The organism is Mesorhizobium sp. P3_A10 (assembly GCF_056403175.1).
The window spans coordinates 203,130-219,459 of the sequence record NZ_JBFUFZ010000001.1 but is presented as its reverse complement, the minus strand read 5'-3'; the positions used below and the strand labels follow the sequence as shown (position 1 = coordinate 219,459).

General features: G+C 63.3%; 16 protein-coding genes. 6 read left to right on the top strand and 10 right to left on the bottom strand.

Annotated features, from left to right (window positions below):
- Positions 1 to 26 precede the first annotated feature (26 nt).
- Positions 27 to 1,667 (bottom strand): LuxR C-terminal-related transcriptional regulator, encoded by a 1,641-nt coding sequence (locus tag AC1DXU_RS01085; protein ID WP_477363237.1) that lies wholly within the window; start codon positions 1,665 to 1,667, stop codon positions 27 to 29.
- Between the two features lie 242 nt (positions 1,668 to 1,909).
- Between AC1DXU_RS01085 and AC1DXU_RS01080 the strand changes: the two genes are divergently transcribed.
- On the top strand, positions 1,910 to 4,222 hold the full coding sequence (locus tag AC1DXU_RS01080; protein WP_477363234.1) for a glucose/quinate/shikimate family membrane-bound PQQ-dependent dehydrogenase: 2,313 nt from the start codon (positions 1,910 to 1,912) through the stop codon (positions 4,220 to 4,222).
- Between the two features lie 119 nt (positions 4,223 to 4,341).
- Here AC1DXU_RS01080 and AC1DXU_RS01075 read toward each other — a convergent pair whose 3' ends face one another.
- The 6 genes from AC1DXU_RS01075 to AC1DXU_RS01050 form a co-directional block, all read right to left on the bottom strand.
- On the bottom strand, positions 4,342 to 4,671 hold the full coding sequence (locus AC1DXU_RS01075) for a hypothetical protein (RefSeq protein ID WP_477323448.1): 330 nt from the start codon (positions 4,669 to 4,671) through the stop codon (positions 4,342 to 4,344).
- Positions 4,672 to 4,838: 167 nt separating this feature from the next.
- Positions 4,839 to 6,920, bottom strand: coding sequence for a putative bifunctional diguanylate cyclase/phosphodiesterase (locus AC1DXU_RS01070; RefSeq protein ID WP_477363231.1), 2,082 nt, complete (start codon positions 6,918 to 6,920; stop codon positions 4,839 to 4,841).
- Positions 6,921 to 7,339: 419 nt separating this feature from the next.
- Positions 7,340 to 7,771 carry a hypothetical protein gene (locus AC1DXU_RS01065; RefSeq protein WP_477363228.1) on the bottom strand — a complete coding sequence of 144 codons (432 nt, stop codon included), beginning with the start codon at positions 7,769 to 7,771 and terminating at the stop codon, positions 7,340 to 7,342.
- 23 nt (positions 7,772 to 7,794) lie between these two features.
- Positions 7,795 to 7,956 (bottom strand): hypothetical protein, encoded by a 162-nt coding sequence (locus AC1DXU_RS01060; protein ID WP_477363226.1) that lies wholly within the window; start codon positions 7,954 to 7,956, stop codon positions 7,795 to 7,797.
- A 137-nt stretch (positions 7,957 to 8,093) separates the two neighbouring features.
- A complete protein-coding gene (locus AC1DXU_RS01055) occupies positions 8,094 to 8,888 on the bottom strand; it encodes a class I SAM-dependent methyltransferase (RefSeq protein ID WP_477363223.1) in 795 nt (264 codons plus the stop codon).
- 9 nt (positions 8,889 to 8,897) lie between these two features.
- Entirely contained in the window at positions 8,898 to 10,271 is a 1,374-nt protein-coding gene (locus AC1DXU_RS01050) for a cytochrome P450 (protein WP_477363220.1), read from the bottom strand.
- 206 nt (positions 10,272 to 10,477) lie between these two features.
- On the opposite strand from AC1DXU_RS01050, the gene AC1DXU_RS01045 reads away from it, so the two are divergent.
- Positions 10,478 to 11,368 carry a dienelactone hydrolase family protein gene (locus tag AC1DXU_RS01045; RefSeq protein WP_477363217.1) on the top strand — a complete coding sequence of 297 codons (891 nt, stop codon included), beginning with the start codon at positions 10,478 to 10,480 and terminating at the stop codon, positions 11,366 to 11,368.
- Positions 11,369 to 11,378: 10 nt separating this feature from the next.
- Here the strand turns inward: AC1DXU_RS01045 and AC1DXU_RS01040 are convergent, their stop codons facing one another.
- Positions 11,379 to 12,278: an EamA family transporter gene (locus AC1DXU_RS01040; protein WP_477363214.1), complete on the bottom strand. Its 900-nt coding sequence runs from the start codon at positions 12,276 to 12,278 to the stop codon at positions 11,379 to 11,381.
- 89 nt (positions 12,279 to 12,367) lie between these two features.
- Between AC1DXU_RS01040 and AC1DXU_RS01035 the strand changes: the two genes are divergently transcribed.
- The gene (locus AC1DXU_RS01035; protein WP_477363211.1) at positions 12,368 to 12,847 is read left to right on the top strand and encodes an Lrp/AsnC family transcriptional regulator; all 480 of its coding nucleotides are present in this window, start codon (positions 12,368 to 12,370) and stop codon (positions 12,845 to 12,847) included.
- 3 nt (positions 12,848 to 12,850) lie between these two features.
- On the opposite strand, the gene AC1DXU_RS01030 is transcribed toward AC1DXU_RS01035, so the two are convergent.
- Positions 12,851 to 13,048 carry a hypothetical protein gene (locus AC1DXU_RS01030; protein WP_477312087.1) on the bottom strand — a complete coding sequence of 66 codons (198 nt, stop codon included), beginning with the start codon at positions 13,046 to 13,048 and terminating at the stop codon, positions 12,851 to 12,853.
- A 147-nt stretch (positions 13,049 to 13,195) separates the two neighbouring features.
- A complete protein-coding gene (locus AC1DXU_RS01025; RefSeq protein ID WP_477363208.1) occupies positions 13,196 to 13,681 on the bottom strand; it encodes a thioesterase family protein in 486 nt (161 codons plus the stop codon).
- Positions 13,682 to 13,785: 104 nt separating this feature from the next.
- Here AC1DXU_RS01025 and AC1DXU_RS01020 point away from each other — a divergent pair, with 104 nt between their 5' ends.
- The 3 genes from AC1DXU_RS01020 to AC1DXU_RS01010 are packed head-to-tail and all read left to right on the top strand — an operon-like array spanning position 13,786 to position 16,265.
- Positions 13,786 to 15,195 (top strand): FAD-binding oxidoreductase, encoded by a 1,410-nt coding sequence (locus AC1DXU_RS01020; protein ID WP_477363205.1) that lies wholly within the window; start codon positions 13,786 to 13,788, stop codon positions 15,193 to 15,195.
- Between the two features lie 53 nt (positions 15,196 to 15,248).
- Positions 15,249 to 15,716: an STM3941 family protein gene (locus AC1DXU_RS01015; protein ID WP_477363203.1), complete on the top strand. Its 468-nt coding sequence runs from the start codon at positions 15,249 to 15,251 to the stop codon at positions 15,714 to 15,716.
- A gap of 48 nt (positions 15,717 to 15,764) precedes the next feature.
- Positions 15,765 to 16,265: a hypothetical protein gene (locus AC1DXU_RS01010; RefSeq protein WP_477363200.1), complete on the top strand. Its 501-nt coding sequence runs from the start codon at positions 15,765 to 15,767 to the stop codon at positions 16,263 to 16,265.
- The last annotated feature ends 65 nt before the right edge of the window (positions 16,266 to 16,330 follow it).

The following is a 16,330-nucleotide window of genomic DNA, read 5'->3' as shown; positions in this document are numbered from 1 at the left end:
TGGGTATTTCCCCCCATGCCGTGGCGTCAAACCAGGCCGTTCTGGAAGGCGTAAGCGGTCGCGCCGGCGCGCGAATTGACCGCCAGCTTGTCGAATATGTTGCTCAAATGCCGGTCGACGGTCTTTTCGCTGAGGCCCAATTCGGTTGCTATCAGCCTGTTGGTCTTGCCGGTGGCGACTAGGCCAAGCACTTCGACCTCGCGCCGGGTCAGGCCGTGCGAACGCGAATTGGTTGGTCCGATCAGCGCAGTGACGCTGGCGAGGTCGGGCGCGGCGCCAAGTTCGGTGAAGACCGCCCGGGCGGCATCGAATTCAAGCCCGGCGCCGTCCTCGTCGCCGAGCCTGCGGCAGGCCTGCCCGGCCAGCAGGCGCAGACGTGCCTCCAGATAGGGCGCGCCGGCACGCTGCCAGGTCGTCAGCGCGGCGCGGAAATGGCCGAGCGCTGCCGCCGGGTTGTCTTCCACCAGTTCGATTTCGCCTTTCGCCTGCGAGGCCATCGCGGCAAGAATGTCGGTGGCGAAGCGGTTGGAGATCGCCTGCAATTCCCCGCAGGCCTCGCGCGCCTCGTCGACCGCGCCGGCCGCGATCATGATCTCGACCAGCGCCGGCAGCAGGCGAGCCCGGCTCAGCGGGGCCTTGGTCGTGGCCAGCACGCGGCGAATGGTTGCAGCCGCCTGGTCGGCATGGCCCTGCATGAGACGCAGCAGCGCCATGCCGGGCTGCGGTTCGAGGCCGAGCCGGCTGGCGGTACGGTAGAGCTTCTCGGCGGCGGCGCCTTCGCCGCGCAGCCGATGGATTTCGGCCTCCTGGTAGGCTGCGCCAGCCGCCATCTCGTTGCCGATAGCATGGGTCAGCGACAGCGTCGCGCGCCGCGCCTCGGCAATGGATTCCTGCCAGGCGCCGTTCAACTCCAGGATCTCAGCCCGGTGCAGCATGCAGATGCCGTGGAACTGAACCAACTGCGGCTGTGCTCCGCACCAGTCCGACAGCGCGTCGGTCCATTCGCGCGAGCGGTCGAGCGCATAGACCTGCCGGCACGCAGCGATGACGTTGCAGTAGATGAGGCCAGTGACAATGGGCGAGAGCTTGCCTTCGGCAGCCGGCAGCATGGCCTCGTCGAGCGAGGCGATGCCTTCCTCGATGCGGCCTTGCCGCACAAGGGCACGGCCGAGATAGCATCTCGCGAAGGCAATCAGGCCGGTGTCGCAACAGCGTTCGCCGACCGCCAGTGCCTGTCTTGCCAGCACTGCCGATGCCGGATCATTGCCGGTCATGAGCTCCTTTTGCGCGGCCAGCAACACCAGGTAGCCATGCGCCGCACACTCGCGGCCGAAGCCATCCGCCAGGCGTTGCGCCTGCTGGATCATGGCCGTTGCGTGGCCTTCCTCGCCCAACGCGAAAAGACGGAAGCCACGGAAGAATGCCCAGTAGGCAGCGAGGTCGTCACGGCCGGCTTCGATATGCATGTCGTAGAGACGCGCGCCGGCGGCGAAGGTGTCCTCATCGCGGTCCAGCATGCCCGCCGACCAGAGCAGCCGTTCCAGGTCGTCCGGGCCCAGCGGCGCGATTTCGTCCGTCGCCTGCAAAAGTTCGAATGCATCTGCCCATGCGCGCCGCCCATAGGCATTGCGGGCCTGTTCGAGCAGCGAGGCGGCATCGGCTTTCATCGGCAAAGCATAGCATTGCCCGGTGAGCGGCAGAAGAATGCCAGGCGAGAATCCGGGCTCAAGAGCAGGCACGAGCTGTAGGGGTTGCATCCAAGGAGCATTAGCCTCTCCTGATTTGACAGCGCGTAGCAGCGGACGGAAAACTGCGGCCGCGGATGAAATAGAATCGGAAGCGGGGTACGTTTCCATTTCATGGTGGCGGTTTTAGGCCGCTCGCCTGTTGCGCCCGAAGGAGTGTCGTCATGGCAACCGTCCTTACCGCCCTCATTCTGGCTGTTATCGGACTGGTGATTGGCGGCGGCGGCATCCGGTTGGCGATGCTGGGCGGCAGCTGGTATTACGTCATCACAGGCATCGCCTTCCTGATCGCAGCCTGGCTGCTCTACAGGCGCAAATCCACGGCGCTGTGGCTTTATGCGGCGATCGTCATCGGGACGCTCTGCTGGGCGGTCTGGGAAATCGGCTTCGACTGGTGGGAACTCGGCCCGCGCGGCGGCATCATCGTGCTTTTGGCGCTGTGGCTGTTGACGCCGTGGGCGCGGCGCGGCCTTACCGGCCCTGACGGGCGGGCGCCGCTCATCCTGGCGGTGCTGGCCTCGCTCGCCGTCGCCGGCTACTCGATGACCGCCGATCCAAAGGACATGGCCGGCGAACTCAGCAGCGACAAGGTGACCCCGACGGCCGATCTCGGCGGCAACGTGCCTGCAGGCGAATGGCACTTCTATGGCCGCACGCAATATGGCCAGCGCTATTCGCCGCTCGACCAGATCACCCCTGACAACGTCGCCACCCTGCAGCCGGCCTGGACCTACCGCACCGGCGACGTGAAGGGCCCAGACGACATTGGCGAGACGACCTACCAGGTGACGCCCTTGAAGATCGGCGACGCCCTCTACATCTGCACGCCGCACAATTTCGCCATCGCCATCGATGCCGCGACCGGCAAGGAGAAATGGCGCTTCGATCCCAAGGTCAAGCTCGACAAGGACCGCCAGCACCAGACCTGCCGGGGCGTGTCCTATTATGCCGACGCCAAGATCACCGCCGGCCAGCCATGTGCTGCGCGCGTCTACCTGCCGACATCCGACGCGCGGCTGATCGCGCTTGACGCCGCCAACGGCCAGGTCTGCCCGTCCTTCGCGGAAGCCGGAACGCTGAACCTGCTCGCCAACATGCCATACCCGAAGTCGGGCTATTATTATTCGACCTCGGCGCCGCTGATTTCGGGCGGCAAGATCATCGTCGGTGGTGCGGTCAACGACAATTATTCGACGCAGGAGCCGTCAGGCGTCATCCGCGCCTTCGACGTCGACACCGGCGCATTGGTGTGGAACTGGGATTCCGGCAATCCAGACCAGACGACGCCGCTGGCGGCGGGCCAGACCTACACCAACAACTCACCCAACATGTGGTCGACGGCGAGCGCCGACGAGAAGCTCGGCCTCATCTACGTGCCGCTCGGCAACCAGACGCCGGACCAGCTCGGCATGGGCCGCAGCGCCAATGTCGAGAAGTTTTCGTCCTCCATCACCGCGCTCGATCTCGCCACCGGGCAATTGCGCTGGGTGCGGCAGACCGTGCATCACGACCTCTGGGACATGGACGTGCCGGCGCAGCCGACGCTGGTCGACATCACCACCGCCGCCGGCGTCGTGCCGGCGCTGGTCGGACCGACCAAGCAGGGCGACCTCTATGTGCTCGACCGGCGCACGGGCGAGCCGATCGTTCCGGTCAAGGAAGTGCCGGCGCCGGGCGGTGCCATCGAGGGCGATCATGCCTCGCCGACACAGCCGGCTTCCGACCTCAGCTTCAACCCGAAGCCGCTGACCGGCGCCGACATGTGGGGCATCACCATGTTCGACCAGCTGGCCTGCCGGATCGAACTCAGGAAACTGCGTTATGAGGGACGCTACACGCCGCCTTCCGTGCAGGGCTCGCTGATCTATCCCGGCAATTTCGGCACCTTCAACTGGGGTGGCGTCGCGGTCGACCCGGTGCGGCAGGTGATGTTCGGGATGCCGACCTATCTGGCGTTCACGTCCAGGCTTGTGCCGCGCGCGGACGTGCCGCCGCCCAGCGACACCAAGGGCAGCGAACAGGGGCTCAACCGCAACGAGGGCGCGCCTTATGCAGTGGTGATGGGGCCGTTCCTGTCGCCGCTAGGCATTCCGTGCCAAGCACCGCCCTGGGGCTACGTCGCGGGCGTCGATCTGAGGACCGGCAAGATCATCTACAAGCACCGCAACGGCACCGTCTACGACATGACGCCGCTGCCGCTGCCGCTCAAGGTCGGCGTGCCGGGCATTGGCGGGCCGATGATCACCGCCGGTGGCGTCGCCTTCCTCGGAGCCGCTGTCGACGACTATGTCCGCGCTTATGACCTGACATCAGGCAAGCAGCTCTGGCAGGCGCGGCTGCCGGCCGGAGGCCAGTCGACGCCGATGACCTATACGGTCGCCGATGGGCGCCAGTTCGTCGTCATCGTCGCCGGCGGCCATGGCTCGGTCGGCACCAAGCCGGGCGACTATGTGATGGCCTACGCGCTGCCGAAATAGGTGCACTGAATTCAGGTGAGGCCGGCCTGCGAATGGCTCGGCCCTGCGCTTCCAGCCTTCGCCGACCGAAGCCATTTATGAGAGTTGCGTGTCAACTAAGGCTACGGCCGGTTACTGCGTCAGTTTGAATTCTCGTGCCTGAAGACGCGGGTCGCTCCTTCTTCGGGCTCGATCACCAGCACGACGTTTTCTGGGTTTTGCCAAGGCAGCGACATCACGTAGGCCGCAAAGTCGTCTTCAGGGAAATGGTTGAAGCCGCCGCCGGCTACAAACATTTGCGGGTGCTTGCTGCCGCCAAAGCTATCCTCGACGCTGTTAAGTTGTTGGAAGGGGCCGGCGCGCTCCGCCAGCCATTCCTGTATGCGCTCAAAGAGAACGGGCTGACCGTTCGGGCTCGAACAGTCTTCGGCAGAGGATGTACAAAGCACCACACCGCTCACGACACTCACTTTGGTTCCTCCGGGATAACCGCGCCTTTCCCAACTACACGTGGCCTGCCACAAATCGCCTCGGATTCCGAGTGGAAACTGACGCACTACCTACGGCCGGCGCAAGCCGGTTCTCGGCCCCACCCTTCTCGACTCGGCCTGACCTGAATCTCAGCACACCTATAGCGTCAGGCGACAGCCTGACGAGACGACGGCTCGGCAGGCACCACCCTGATCGCAAAGGCGGCATGGTCGCCATGCGCCAGCGCGAAAATTTCGCAAAAAGGCGCCGGCCGTCCAAGAAGAAAACCTTGCGCTTCGTTGCAACCTTCGGCGCGCAGGATCGACAACTGGTTGGGCGTCTCGACGCCTTCGGCCAGGACCGGGATGTCGAGGCTCTGGCCAAGCGCCAGCACCGCGCGGATGATGGCCTTGGCCTGCGGACTGGTCTCGACCTCGGACATGAACGACCGGTCGAGCTTGATCTTGTCGAACGGAAAGGCGCGCAGCGTTTCCAGGGACGAATAGCCGGTGCCGAAATCGTCGATGGCAATGGTGACGCCCAGCGCCTTGATCCGCCGCAATATGTTCAAGGTGCGGTTCTTGTCGGCGATGATGGTGGATTCGGTGATTTCCAGCTCCAGCCGGCTTGGCCGCAGGCCGGTCTCGAGCAGGATTTCATGAATGAGTTTCGGCAGGTCCGCATGAGCGAACTGGACCGGGGAGAGATTGACCGCCACCTTGTATGGGTGCTCCCACGAGGCGGCCTCCCTGCAAGCGGTGCGCAGAACCCATTCGCCGACAGGCAAAATGAGACCGTTCTCCTCCGCCAGCGGAATGAAATCGAGCGGCGGGATGTTGCCGCGTGTCGGGTGCTTCCAGCGCAGCAGTGCTTCATAGCCTCTGATGTCGCCGGTCGGGACCGAGGTCTGCACCTGATAGTGCAGATCGAGTTGTCCGTTTTCCACGGCATCGCGCAGATCGTTGGCCAGCGCGCGGTTGGCACGGACGGCCTCGTCCATGGCTTGCTCGTAGAAGCAGACAGTCTGGGTCATATTCGCCTTGGCGCGGTACATCGCCAGGTCGGCGTTGTTGACGAGGATTTCCCTGTTGTGCGCATCGTTGGGATAGATCGCGACTCCGAGGCTGGCGCCGGTCGCGGTTTCGAAGTCGGCGATCCTGAGCGGCGCGGATAGCGCTGCCTCCAGCCGCGACACGAAGTCGACGAGGTCCGACTGGCCTTTCATGCGTTTGATGCCGGCAAACTCATCGCCGCCCAGACGCGCGACGAATTCGCCTTCCTGCAGCAGCGCACTCATGCGTCCCGCCAGGGTTTTCAGCGCCAGATCGCCGGCACCGTGGCCCCAAAGGTCGTTGATCTCCTTGAACCGGTCGAGATCGATGCCGACGACCGCCACCTTGCAACCAAGTTCCTTAGCGCGGTCGATCTCGCGGTCGAGATAGTCGTTGAAGTTGGCCCGGTTCGGCAGGCCGGTGAGCGCATCGTTCATCGCCAGATGGTGCAGCCGCCGAAAGGCGTCGGAGCGCGTGCGATCATCGATCAGATAGCTGGCGAGGCCGGTGCCGACCACCATCATCCCGACAGCGGCGGCGCCAAGCGCCATGGCATGCAAGGCAGCGGGATCGGTATAGTCGCCGCGCATGGCCATCGGCGTCACCTGCAACGCCGCCATGGCGGTGAAATGCAGACTGACGATGGCCAGAACCAGAATGGCCGCCGCCAGATATTTGTGGCCCGATATACGGTCGTTCAGGGCGACGTTGATCGCCAGGCAGGAAAAAACCACCGCCAGCAGGATCGAGGCCACGAGATAGGTCATGTCCCATTCGACCAGGCCGTCGACGTGGTAGGCCGCCATGCCCGTATAGTGCATGCCGGAGATCGCCAGGCCGACAATGGTGCCGCCGACGATGGGGGCAATGCGCGGGGCGTGGCCCGAAGCGGCGATGAAGCCAGCGGCCGTTCCGGCAATCGCGATGAATAGCGATGCGATGGTCAACACCGGATCGAATGTGATGGGTGCGCCCGGATCGTAGGCCAGCATGGCGACGAAATGGGTGCACCAGATCGACGATCCGGCACAGACCGCGGTCAGGAAATGCCAGCCGACCTGTTGCAGGCCGGTGGCCTCGTGGGCGCGCAGGAACAGCCGGATCGTCGCCCAGGAACCGGCGCTGCAGACCACCGCCGCGACGAGCACCAGCCAGAGGTTGTGTTCCATTGCCACGCAGGAGATGACACGCATCATGAGCGGATGCTTCCTTCGATCTCTGTGGAGGCATTGCCTGATCTTCTGCGTCGATCAAACCCTGGCCCGGCTGTCACGAACGACTGGCATGCCGTATCCGAAGCGGGTTTGACATAGGCGAGAAAAGGCAACTGCCCCCAAAAACAGGACTACCGATAGTTCAATCCTGACTGTGGTTTTCTACTTCTAATAGGTGGTTAATTGCCCTGGTAAGGGCTTGTGCCTTCTCCGGCCATGGTTTCCGGAAAGTGTAGAATCTCCTCATATGGCGTATAATATCGATATTATTGACGGCAGCAGACCGCCTGCTTCAAGGCGATCCGCCGGTCTTTCACCGGCCGCTGAACCTTGACACTGACAATCCGCGGCCGACCAAATCGCCGGCGCGGTGCGCTGGATTTTAGGGAGAGAAGGCGGGATCAGAGCCCGAGATGGCTCTTCAGGCTGGGCACCGAGCTGAGCACCTTGTTGGTCAAGTCGGGACCGGCGGCGGCTTCCGCCTGCTGAATCAGGGTCGTGCCGGCCTTCTGGATCTGCGTCATGTCGAGGCCGGATGCCTTGAGCGCGGCAACGCCGTTGATCAGCGCGCCGGCCTTTTCGCCAAGCACACCGCCGAGCGCACCTTGCAGCGACGACAGAAAGCCGCCGCCGCTGGTGCCGCCAGCAGCCATGACGTCGTATTTCTGGGCGAGGGCGCCGGCTCCAGGAATCTTGGCGAAGAACGAGGAGGCGCTGGTGCCTTCCGCCTCATGCTCGAGCACCGAAAAAATGGTGCCGACGACCTTCTCCGTCGTCGCCTGGTCAAGGCCGGCCTTCTGGGAGACGGTGTTCACGATGTCCTGGACGTTCATGGTCTTCACCTCGGCCTTGGATTTCAACCGTTGGTTTTCGAGCGGCGGCCTGCGGGCCTGGGCCGGTTGCTGCGGACCTTGACCATCGATCGCTTCGTGGCAGTCAAAGCGGCGGACCGCAATGCCAGCAAGGCGGCGCCGGCAAGCATGAACGCACCGGCGAGGATCGGAGTGGGGAAGGTCATGGGCGTTGTTCCTTCTTGGTCAGAATAAGCACAACTGCAGGGCAGGGACGAGACCGCCACCGGCAGCTTCCCTCTATATTGTGGCAGCTGCATCAAGATTTGCCGGATATGACCAAAATGTGATTAAGGCCCTCGTGTCAGGGCTTTTTTGCCGACACCAGCAAATAGGCCTTGCTGACCGCACCGAAATACCCCGAAATCAGCCGGCAGACGGCGGCCGTGCCAAGGCTGGACTTCAGGCTCATGGCGCCTTTTCTTCGTTCCGATGCCGGCCAGGCAACGAGGCTGCGGCGGAAGCCGCCGAGGCAATCGTCGGTTGCGTCTTCCACCTTGACGTCCTGAAAGCCGGCAGCGGCGAAGAACGTCCGATAGGCCGCAATGTCGGGCACGAGATTGGCTTTCGGAACGCCCAGCCGATCCGAGATCGACGATGTGAAGCCGCGAAACAGAATGTCGGAGAGAACCAGCCCGCCACCAGGCTTGAGAACGCGAAACGCCTCCGCGAGGAATGCCGCGCGCGTGTCGAAATGGAAAGCTGCTTCCACGCAGATCACCGCGTCAAAACTTGCATCGGCAAAGGCGAGCTTGACCGCATCCATTTGAAGCACTGTTGCACCCGGCGCGTTCTGGCGCGCCGTTGCGACCTGGGCGTCGGAGATGTTGATGGCGGTGACGGTCTCCGGCGGGTAGGAGAGCAGCAAGCGCTTCGTCGACGCGCCGAGCCCGCAGGCGACGTCCAGTATGCTGCCGGTCTTGTTCGGCAGGCGCGCCAGCAATGTGTCGACAAGGGCTTCGCTGGCCTCGCGCTGCGATGTGGCGTCCTTCGCCCAATAGCCGAAATTGTAGAAGCCGCTGCCGCCATAGTAGCGGCGCTGCTTGCTGCTTTTCATGACCCGATCGTAGATGCGGACCATTTTCTGCTGCGCGGTCATCGGCAGTCCTTATGTCAATGCGGGAAGGTCGACGAGTTCGAGAAAGCGGCCGATGGCCCGTCCCGGGTGAACGGATTGGCCGCGCTGGCGCATGATGACCTCGACGTTGCCGATCGGCGCCAGCGTTACACGGGTTCGATAGGCGATCCGCGCCTTCGGCGCCAGTTCCACGGTGCGCGTCGACAGGATGGTCGCGAGCGCGATCTTCATCATCTGCATGCCGAAGGTGACGCCCGGGCACATGTGGCCGCCGGCCCCGAACACAGTGTATTGAAACGGCGACGGCTTGATCGTCGCCCAGCGTCCGGGCTGAAAACTGTCGGGGTTGGGGTAGAGTTCGGGATCACGATTGATGGTCATGGCGCTGATCAGCACAAGTTCGCCCTTGGCAATCCGCTCATCACCCAAAGTCGTCGGGCGTGTCGCCTTGCGCATTTGCAGCGGCACCGGTGGAAACAGCCGCATCGCCTCCCGGATCGTGGCGTCGAGCACTGGCAGCGTGCCGATCCTGTCCATGGTCGCGGGCTGGCCGCCGGTGGCGGCGTCGATTTCGGCGACCAGCTCCGCCATCGCGTCGGGATGCTGGGTCAGCAGGATCAGCGTCCAGGCGAGCGCGTTCTGGCAGGTGTCATAGGCGGCGCCGAAGACGAAGCTGACGATGCCGCCGATCAATTCGACAGCAGGCGGATTGCCCTTTTCATCGGTGTTGTTGACCAGGATCGAGAGGATGTCCTGCGCATCCTTGTTGCCGCGCTTTTCCTCGGCCCATGACAGGATGGCGCGTTCCTGGCCCTCGGCCTCCCGCAACCAGCGGAAGTAGGCCGGGGTGGGAAGGATCCAGCTTGCCTGCATGGCACGCGCGATCATTTCGGCGATCGGCATGGCGCGTGCGTGGTCGTCGCCAAAGAGAAGGCCGATTGCCAGGTGCTTGGCCATCGTCTTGGCGGCTTCGGTCAATTCGAAGGGCGTACCGACGGGCCAGGTTGCAACCTGCTCCGCGGCGATCCTCGCCATTTCAGGGCTCATCGCCATGACCGCGGGGCGCTTCAACGGCGGTGCGAACAACTTCCGGTAGTGCTCATGGCGCTCGCCGCGCAGCCGCGTCATGCCGTAGGACAGCCGGTTCGAGGCGCCCGATCGCTTGCTGGTCGCACTGATCTGCACGTTGCGCCAGGTCTCTGTGTCGGACAGCATGGTCCGATAGAGCCCGGCATCGGCGATCATGAAGACACGCCTGGGCTTTGCCGTCGTCGAATGGGGGTATTCGGCGCGAATGAAAGGGCCGAGAACCCGGTGTGCGTCACGCGCTGCGGTCAGCGGTTCAGCCGCGAAACGGGCCATCAGCCCGAGCGTGCGCCATTTACCCACCTTGCGTGCAAGCATGCCACCCCGACGCCCATCTCGGCGCAAATTCGCCTGTTCCTCGAAGACGTCACCTTACGGACATCCCTTCATCGGTCCATAGGCTTGATCGGCAAAAAGGGCAACGCGCCGGTCTTGCACGTGGCGTCTCACTCACCCGTGACTGGACCATGCGGACCTCGCCCCTATCTTGCGCGGCAGGCATGTCCGAACTCGAGGAGCGCATCATGACGGAAACCGCCAGCACCAAGCCTGCCATTACCCAGGCGATGATCGATGCCTATGACGAATACACGCATATGACGCTCGACCGCCGCCGCTTCATGGAACAGCTGACAAGGCTGGCCGGATCGGGTGCCGCGGCCGCCGCGATTGCGCCGTTGCTTGCCGCCAATTCCGCGCAGGCGGCGATCGTCGCCGACGACGATCCGCGCGTGAAGGGCGAAGACATCACCTATCCCGGCGGCAGTAGTGAGATGAAGGGCTATCTGGTCAAGCCGGTGGCGCAGACCGGCAAGCTCGGCACGGTCATCGTCGTGCATGAAAACAGGGGGCTCAACCCGCATATTCGCGACGTGGCGCGACGCGTGGCGCTGGAAGGGTTCGTGGCGCTGGCGCCGGATTTCCTGTCGCCGCTCGGCGGCACGCCAGGCGACGAGGACAAGGCGCGCGACCTGTTCGCCAAACTGGACCCGGCACAGACAGCGGCCAATGCCGTCGCAACAGTCGCTTTCCTCAAGGCCGACAAGGACGGCAATGGCAAGGTTGGCGCCGTCGGCTTCTGCTGGGGCGGCGGCACGGTCAACACGCTGGCCGTCAACGCGCCCGATCTCGCCGCCGGTGTCGCTTATTACGGCATGCAGCCGAAGGCCGAGGAGGTGCCGAAAATCAAGGCGGCGCTGCTGCTGCACTATGCCGGCCTGGACGAGCGCATCGATGCCGGCATCGACGCCTACAAGAAGGCGCTCGATGCGGCGCATGTCGAATACGCCGTCTATGTCTACGACGGCGCCAACCATGCCTTCAACAACGATACATCGGCCGCGCGCTACGACAAGAAGGCTGCGGATCTCGCCTGGGGGCGGACGATCGCGTTCCTAAAGGAGAAACTGGCCTAGTCGATCCGCATCAACCGGGCGCCGGCTTGTGGAAGGCGACGCCGGCGACCACCAGCGCGATGCCGATACAGTCGCTGAGGCTCGGAATCTGGGCGAGCACGACGATGCCGATCAGCGTTGCGGTAACCGGCAGCAGCGACAGCATCAGCGCGAAGCTGGAACGCGGCAGGCGCGACATTGCGAGCTGGTCGCAGATATAGGGAATGACCGACGAGCAGATGCCGACGCCGATGGCGGCAAGCAGCAGCGGTGGTGAGACAAACGCCGGCAGCGCATCGGTGAAACCGACCGGCAGCACGACGAGAAAGGCGACCGCCATGGCCGCACCGAGGCCGGCAATGCCGTCGCCGGCGCCGGCACGGGCGACGCGGTGGCCAAGCACGATGTAGCCTATGAACAGAGCGCCGTTGAGAAAAGCCCAGGACAGGCCGATCGGGTCGCTTGCCCATTTGACGTCGATGAGCAGCAAGGTGCCGGCAACGGCGACCGCAAGGGCGGCGAGATTGCGCGGGCTCCTAAGGCCGATCAGCGCGACACCGATGGTGCCGACGAATTCGATCGCCGCGACCAGCGAGATCGGCAAGCGGTCGAGTGCGAGATAGAACGAGCAGTTCATCACCGCCAGGCAAGCGCCGAAGGCCAGAAGCAGCAACCGCGTCCGCCGGTCAGCGCAGGCAAAGACCGTCCAGGGCCGCGTCAGGGGCGCGAAGACGAGGGCGGCGGTGGCGATACGCAGCCATGCCATGCCAAGCACGCCGACATGCGGAAACAGTAGCACGGCGAAAGCCGGCCCGAGATAGTGGAATACGGCGCTGACGCCGAACCAGACATGCGGTGGCAGCGAGCTTGCCAGGTTTGCATAGACAGAGCGGGCGGGGTTGGCGACGGGTGCTTGCGCTTGATCATCCATGCGATCAGTATCGCAGGCGATTTCCATGATTTATATGGGCGATGGTTGGCCAATGCGGTCGTCTTCTATCTGGATACAAGGATTTTTCCGTGAAACGCCTTCGAAATGAAATTCCGGATCTGGATGCAGCGGATCTCAGGATTCTGCGCCTGCTGGAAAAGGATGCGCGCACCAGCACCGCGGAACTGGCACGCGCGGTCGGCCTGTCGGCGCCGAGCGTGGCCGAGCGCATCAAGCGGTTGCAGGAGAGCGGCGTCATCGAGGCCTATACGGTGCGGATCAATCCGGCTGCGCTTGGCATGAAGCTGTCGGCATGGCTGCGGATCAGGCCGGTGCCGGGGCACCTGGCTGTCGTGGCGGAGATCATCCGCGACCTCCCGGAAATCGCGCAATGCGACCGGGTGACCGGCGAGGATTGTTTCATCGCGCTGGCGCATGTCGGCTCGGTAGGCGAACTCGAGCGGGTGATCGACCGCATCATCCCTTACGCGATGACCAACACGGCGATCATCCAGTCGTCACCGGTGGTGGCGCGTTCGCCGCTGGAAGCCGTGCTTAGCGGGCGCTGATTCTCAGGCGCGGCCGCGCTTCATGCGCGCCTGTTTCAGGATGGCGCGCCAGCGGATCATGTCGAAGGGTATCGGCTCGTTGCTGTTGGCGATGTGAAAGATCTCGTTGTTGACGTTCTTCAACGAGCGCCAGAAATCATAGTCGGTGATGCGCGGATCGGCGGCCAGCCTGTCGACCTCGACCTTGATGTCGGTTTTCATGCACTTCCCTCGAACCGGCTTCCGCCCTGCCGCCCGCATCGCAACCCCGATGCGAACGGTTTCTACCGCCGCGCTGAGTCGTTCAACGCCTCAATTCGCTTGTTCACGTTAAAACCCCAGTAAGGTTAACGGCGGTCGGCTCCGGGTTCAAGATGTCTTGCGGCGAATACCGATCGAGCGGCCGGCGCGCTCCGGCATTGGCAGCACGGCATGGGCGGCGCGCGAGGCCTCGACCTTGGCCAGCACATCGGCGGGAAAGGGCGCTACCTTGGGGCCGGACATGTCGACATGCAGCGACAGCGTTTCGGAGGTGGCGGCAAGCCAGCCATCGACATGGCGGATTTCCTGATAGGCCCGCAGCCGCTTCTCATCATGGTCGATGAGCTGGAAGGAGACGACGACCTTGTGGTCGAGGTGCAGTTCCTGGACGTAGCAGACGTGGACTTCGGCTGTGTAGATGGTCAGCCGCCGCTGCTTCACATAATCCAGCCCCATGCCCATCGCCTCGAAGGCTTCGTCGGAGCAGCGATCGAACAGCACGTTGTAGTAGGCCATGTTGAGATGGCCGTTGTAGTCGATCCAGTCCTTCTCGATGTCCATGGGCTTTGAGACGAAGGGGGCGGGGATGGGCATGGAAGGCTTCCTTTTCGTCTTTGCTGGACAGAGCGTGGCTGGTGAGACTACGCATCCATAGATGCATAACAAGCGTGGACGCTGGTCCATTCGCGGAGGAATTCATGGCTCTGAGCGACCTCAATCCGGTCGAGCGCAACGAAGAAGGCATCGCGGCCGTGCTTGGCATCCTCAAGCAGCAGCTTGGCGAGCGCTTCCAGACCGGCCAGGCAATCCGCGCCCAGCATGCGCACACCACCACCTATATCCCGACGCAGGCGCCGGATGGCGTCGCCTTTCCGGAGACGACTGAAGAGGTGCAGGAGATCGTGCGCGCCTGCGCCGCGCATCGCGTGCCGGTGATCGCCTTTGGCGTCGGCTCCTCGCTGGAGGGTCACACCAACGCGCCCGGCGGCGGCATCTCGGTCGATACGTCGCGGATGAACCGCATCCTCGCGGTCAATCCTGGGGATCTCGATTGCACGGTCGAGCCTGGCGTGACGCGTGAGGATTTGAACCGGCATCTGCGCGACACCGGCCTGTTCTTCCCGATCGATCCAGGCGCCAATGCCTCGCTCGGCGGTATGGCGGCGACGCGCGCATCGGGCACCAATGCGGTGCGCTACGGCACCATGCGCGAAAACGTTTTGTCGCTGACGGCCGTGATGGCCGACGGCGAGACGGTGACCACCGGCAAGCGGGCGAAAAAGAGCTCGGCCGGTTATGATCTGACCCGGCTGTTGGTCGGCTCGGAAGGCACGCTCGGCATCATCACCTCGCTGACCTTGAAGCTGCAAGGCATTCCGCAGGCGATCTCCGGCGGTGTCTGCCCGTTTCCGAGCGTCGAGGCTGCCTGCAATGCTGTCATCGCAACGATCCAGATGGGCATTCCGGTGGCGCGCATCGAGCTGGTCAATGCGCTGCAGATGCGGGCGATGAAGAATTATTCGAAGCTCGATTATCCCGAGAGCCCGTGCCTATTCGTCGAATTCCACGGCAGCGATGCCGGCGTTGCCGAGCAGGCGGAAACCTTCGGCATGATTGCGGAAGAAAATGGCGGCGGACCGTTCCTGTGGACCAGTGTCGCCGAGGAGCGGACGAAACTGTGGAAGGCCAGGCATGACGCCTACTGGTCGTCGCTGACGCTGCGGCCCGGCGCCAAGGGCCTGTCGACCGATGTCTGCGTGCCGATCTCGCGCTTTGCCGAATGCGTCACCGAGACCGAGGCCGACATTGCCGAAATGGGGCTGATCGCGCCGATCGTTGGCCATGCCGGCGACGGCAATTTCCACGTGCTGGTGCTGATGGACGTCGAGAACCCACAAGAGATCGCGCTGGCGGAAAAATTCGTCGCGCGGCTGAACATGCGGGCGATCGCCATGGACGGCACCTGCACCGGCGAACACGGCATCGGCCAGGGCAAGATCGGCTTCCTGCGCCATGAACTCGGCCATGGCGTCGATATCATGCGTTCCATAAAAAAAGCGCTCGACCCGCAAGACATCATGAACCCGGGCAAGATACTACCTGCATAGCCGAAATGTGAGGAGCGGCAATGCGATACGGGACCGAGACTATGGAGCCCCTGGTGATAAGCGCATCGCGCGGCAAGACACTGTTGTTGCTGTCGGCCAGCCTTTTCTTTGTCCTGGCCTGCGCTTTCCTGATTTATGTCTCCAAGGACGGCGACACTGCCGGCCTTTGGTTGTGTATGGCCTTTTTCGGGCTGGGCGCGTTGGTATTTGCGTGGCAGCTTGTGCGCCCGCAGATTCTGGTGCTGAACGGACAAGGTTTCAGTCTCGGCGGCGGTCTTGTTCGATCGCCCAAGGTAGTCCCCTGGAAGGATATCGAAGGCTTCTTCGTCGTCCATCGTCGGCGCAGAATCGGCGATATGATCGGCTACAATTTTGCACCGGGGGTCAAGAAAAGCTCCGTCATGCGCAGCGTCACCAAAAGCCTGGGGGCCGAAGCCGCATTGCCCAAGGGCTGGACATTGTCGCCCGAGGAGATGGTAATGCTGCTGAACGAATATCGCCAAAGGGCCATAGCGGGATAATTCTGCAGAGCGCGAGAAGCTGCGTCGTTGCCGAGGGAGGGCCAATAGATGCCGGCATCGGAGGCTCTGATACCGATCGACGTGCCGCTGTCGTCCGCCGGCGCGCCTTTGCCGCATGTCTTTGCCGATGAGGGCAGGCTGCTCATTGCCTATATTGCCCACAGCGCGGATCCGTCATTCGACGGCACGAATCCGCGCTCGATTTCGTCCGCGACACGCGGTCAGTCGATCGCCATCCTGACGGCGGATCCTTATCTGGTATTTCAATTCGGCCTGCCAAACGACGAAGCCATTCACGGGCACCGCTTGTATGGGCTGGGACTGCGGCCGTATTCCGCGTTCGAAGTCCTCAATTCTTCCTGGATCGGGTCCCTGGAAAAGGCAAATCGGGTTCACTCATCTCATACACCGGAGCTGTTTTCCGGCTATCGGCACTTCATCTTGACGTTCCACGATTCGACGCTGGAATTCATCGCCGAGGGCTTTTCGGCGAACCTCCATGAGGGAGCTGTTCTAACGGCGTTGATAGAGACGATCGGACGTCGGTGATCGGGCGCACCGCCTCAGGCCAACCGCAATGTGTTTGCTGAGGAAATTGCCTCTTTATCGACACG

What these genes read in the sequence shown, in the direction of transcription:
- AC1DXU_RS01030 (WP_477312087.1), bottom strand. Translation starts at nt 13,048, where the DNA reads ATGAAAACCGACATCAAGGTCGAGGTCGACAGGCTGGCCGCCGATCCG.
- AC1DXU_RS01055 (WP_477363223.1), bottom strand. Translation starts at nt 8,888, where the DNA reads ATGACCGCGCAGCAGAAAATGGTCCGCATCTACGATCGGGTCATGAAA.
- AC1DXU_RS01060 (WP_477363226.1), bottom strand. Translation starts at nt 7,956, where the DNA reads ATGACCTTCCCCACTCCGATCCTCGCCGGTGCGTTCATGCTTGCCGGC.
- AC1DXU_RS01040 (WP_477363214.1), bottom strand. Translation starts at nt 12,278, where the DNA reads ATGGATGATCAAGCGCAAGCACCCGTCGCCAACCCCGCCCGCTCTGTC.
- AC1DXU_RS01080 (WP_477363234.1), top strand. Translation starts at nt 1,910, where the DNA reads ATGGCAACCGTCCTTACCGCCCTCATTCTGGCTGTTATCGGACTGGTG.
- AC1DXU_RS01045 (WP_477363217.1), top strand. Translation starts at nt 10,478, where the DNA reads ATGACGGAAACCGCCAGCACCAAGCCTGCCATTACCCAGGCGATGATC.
- AC1DXU_RS01050 (WP_477363220.1), bottom strand. Translation starts at nt 10,271, where the DNA reads ATGCTTGCACGCAAGGTGGGTAAATGGCGCACGCTCGGGCTGATGGCC.
- AC1DXU_RS01070 (WP_477363231.1), bottom strand. Translation starts at nt 6,920, where the DNA reads ATGATGCGTGTCATCTCCTGCGTGGCAATGGAACACAACCTCTGGCTG.
- AC1DXU_RS01025 (WP_477363208.1), bottom strand. Translation starts at nt 13,681, where the DNA reads ATGCCCATCCCCGCCCCCTTCGTCTCAAAGCCCATGGACATCGAGAAG.
- AC1DXU_RS01065 (WP_477363228.1), bottom strand. Translation starts at nt 7,771, where the DNA reads ATGAACGTCCAGGACATCGTGAACACCGTCTCCCAGAAGGCCGGCCTT.
- AC1DXU_RS01010 (WP_477363200.1), top strand. Translation starts at nt 15,765, where the DNA reads ATGCCGGCATCGGAGGCTCTGATACCGATCGACGTGCCGCTGTCGTCC.
- AC1DXU_RS01020 (WP_477363205.1), top strand. Translation starts at nt 13,786, where the DNA reads ATGGCTCTGAGCGACCTCAATCCGGTCGAGCGCAACGAAGAAGGCATC.
- AC1DXU_RS01085 (WP_477363237.1), bottom strand. Translation starts at nt 1,667, where the DNA reads ATGAAAGCCGATGCCGCCTCGCTGCTCGAACAGGCCCGCAATGCCTAT.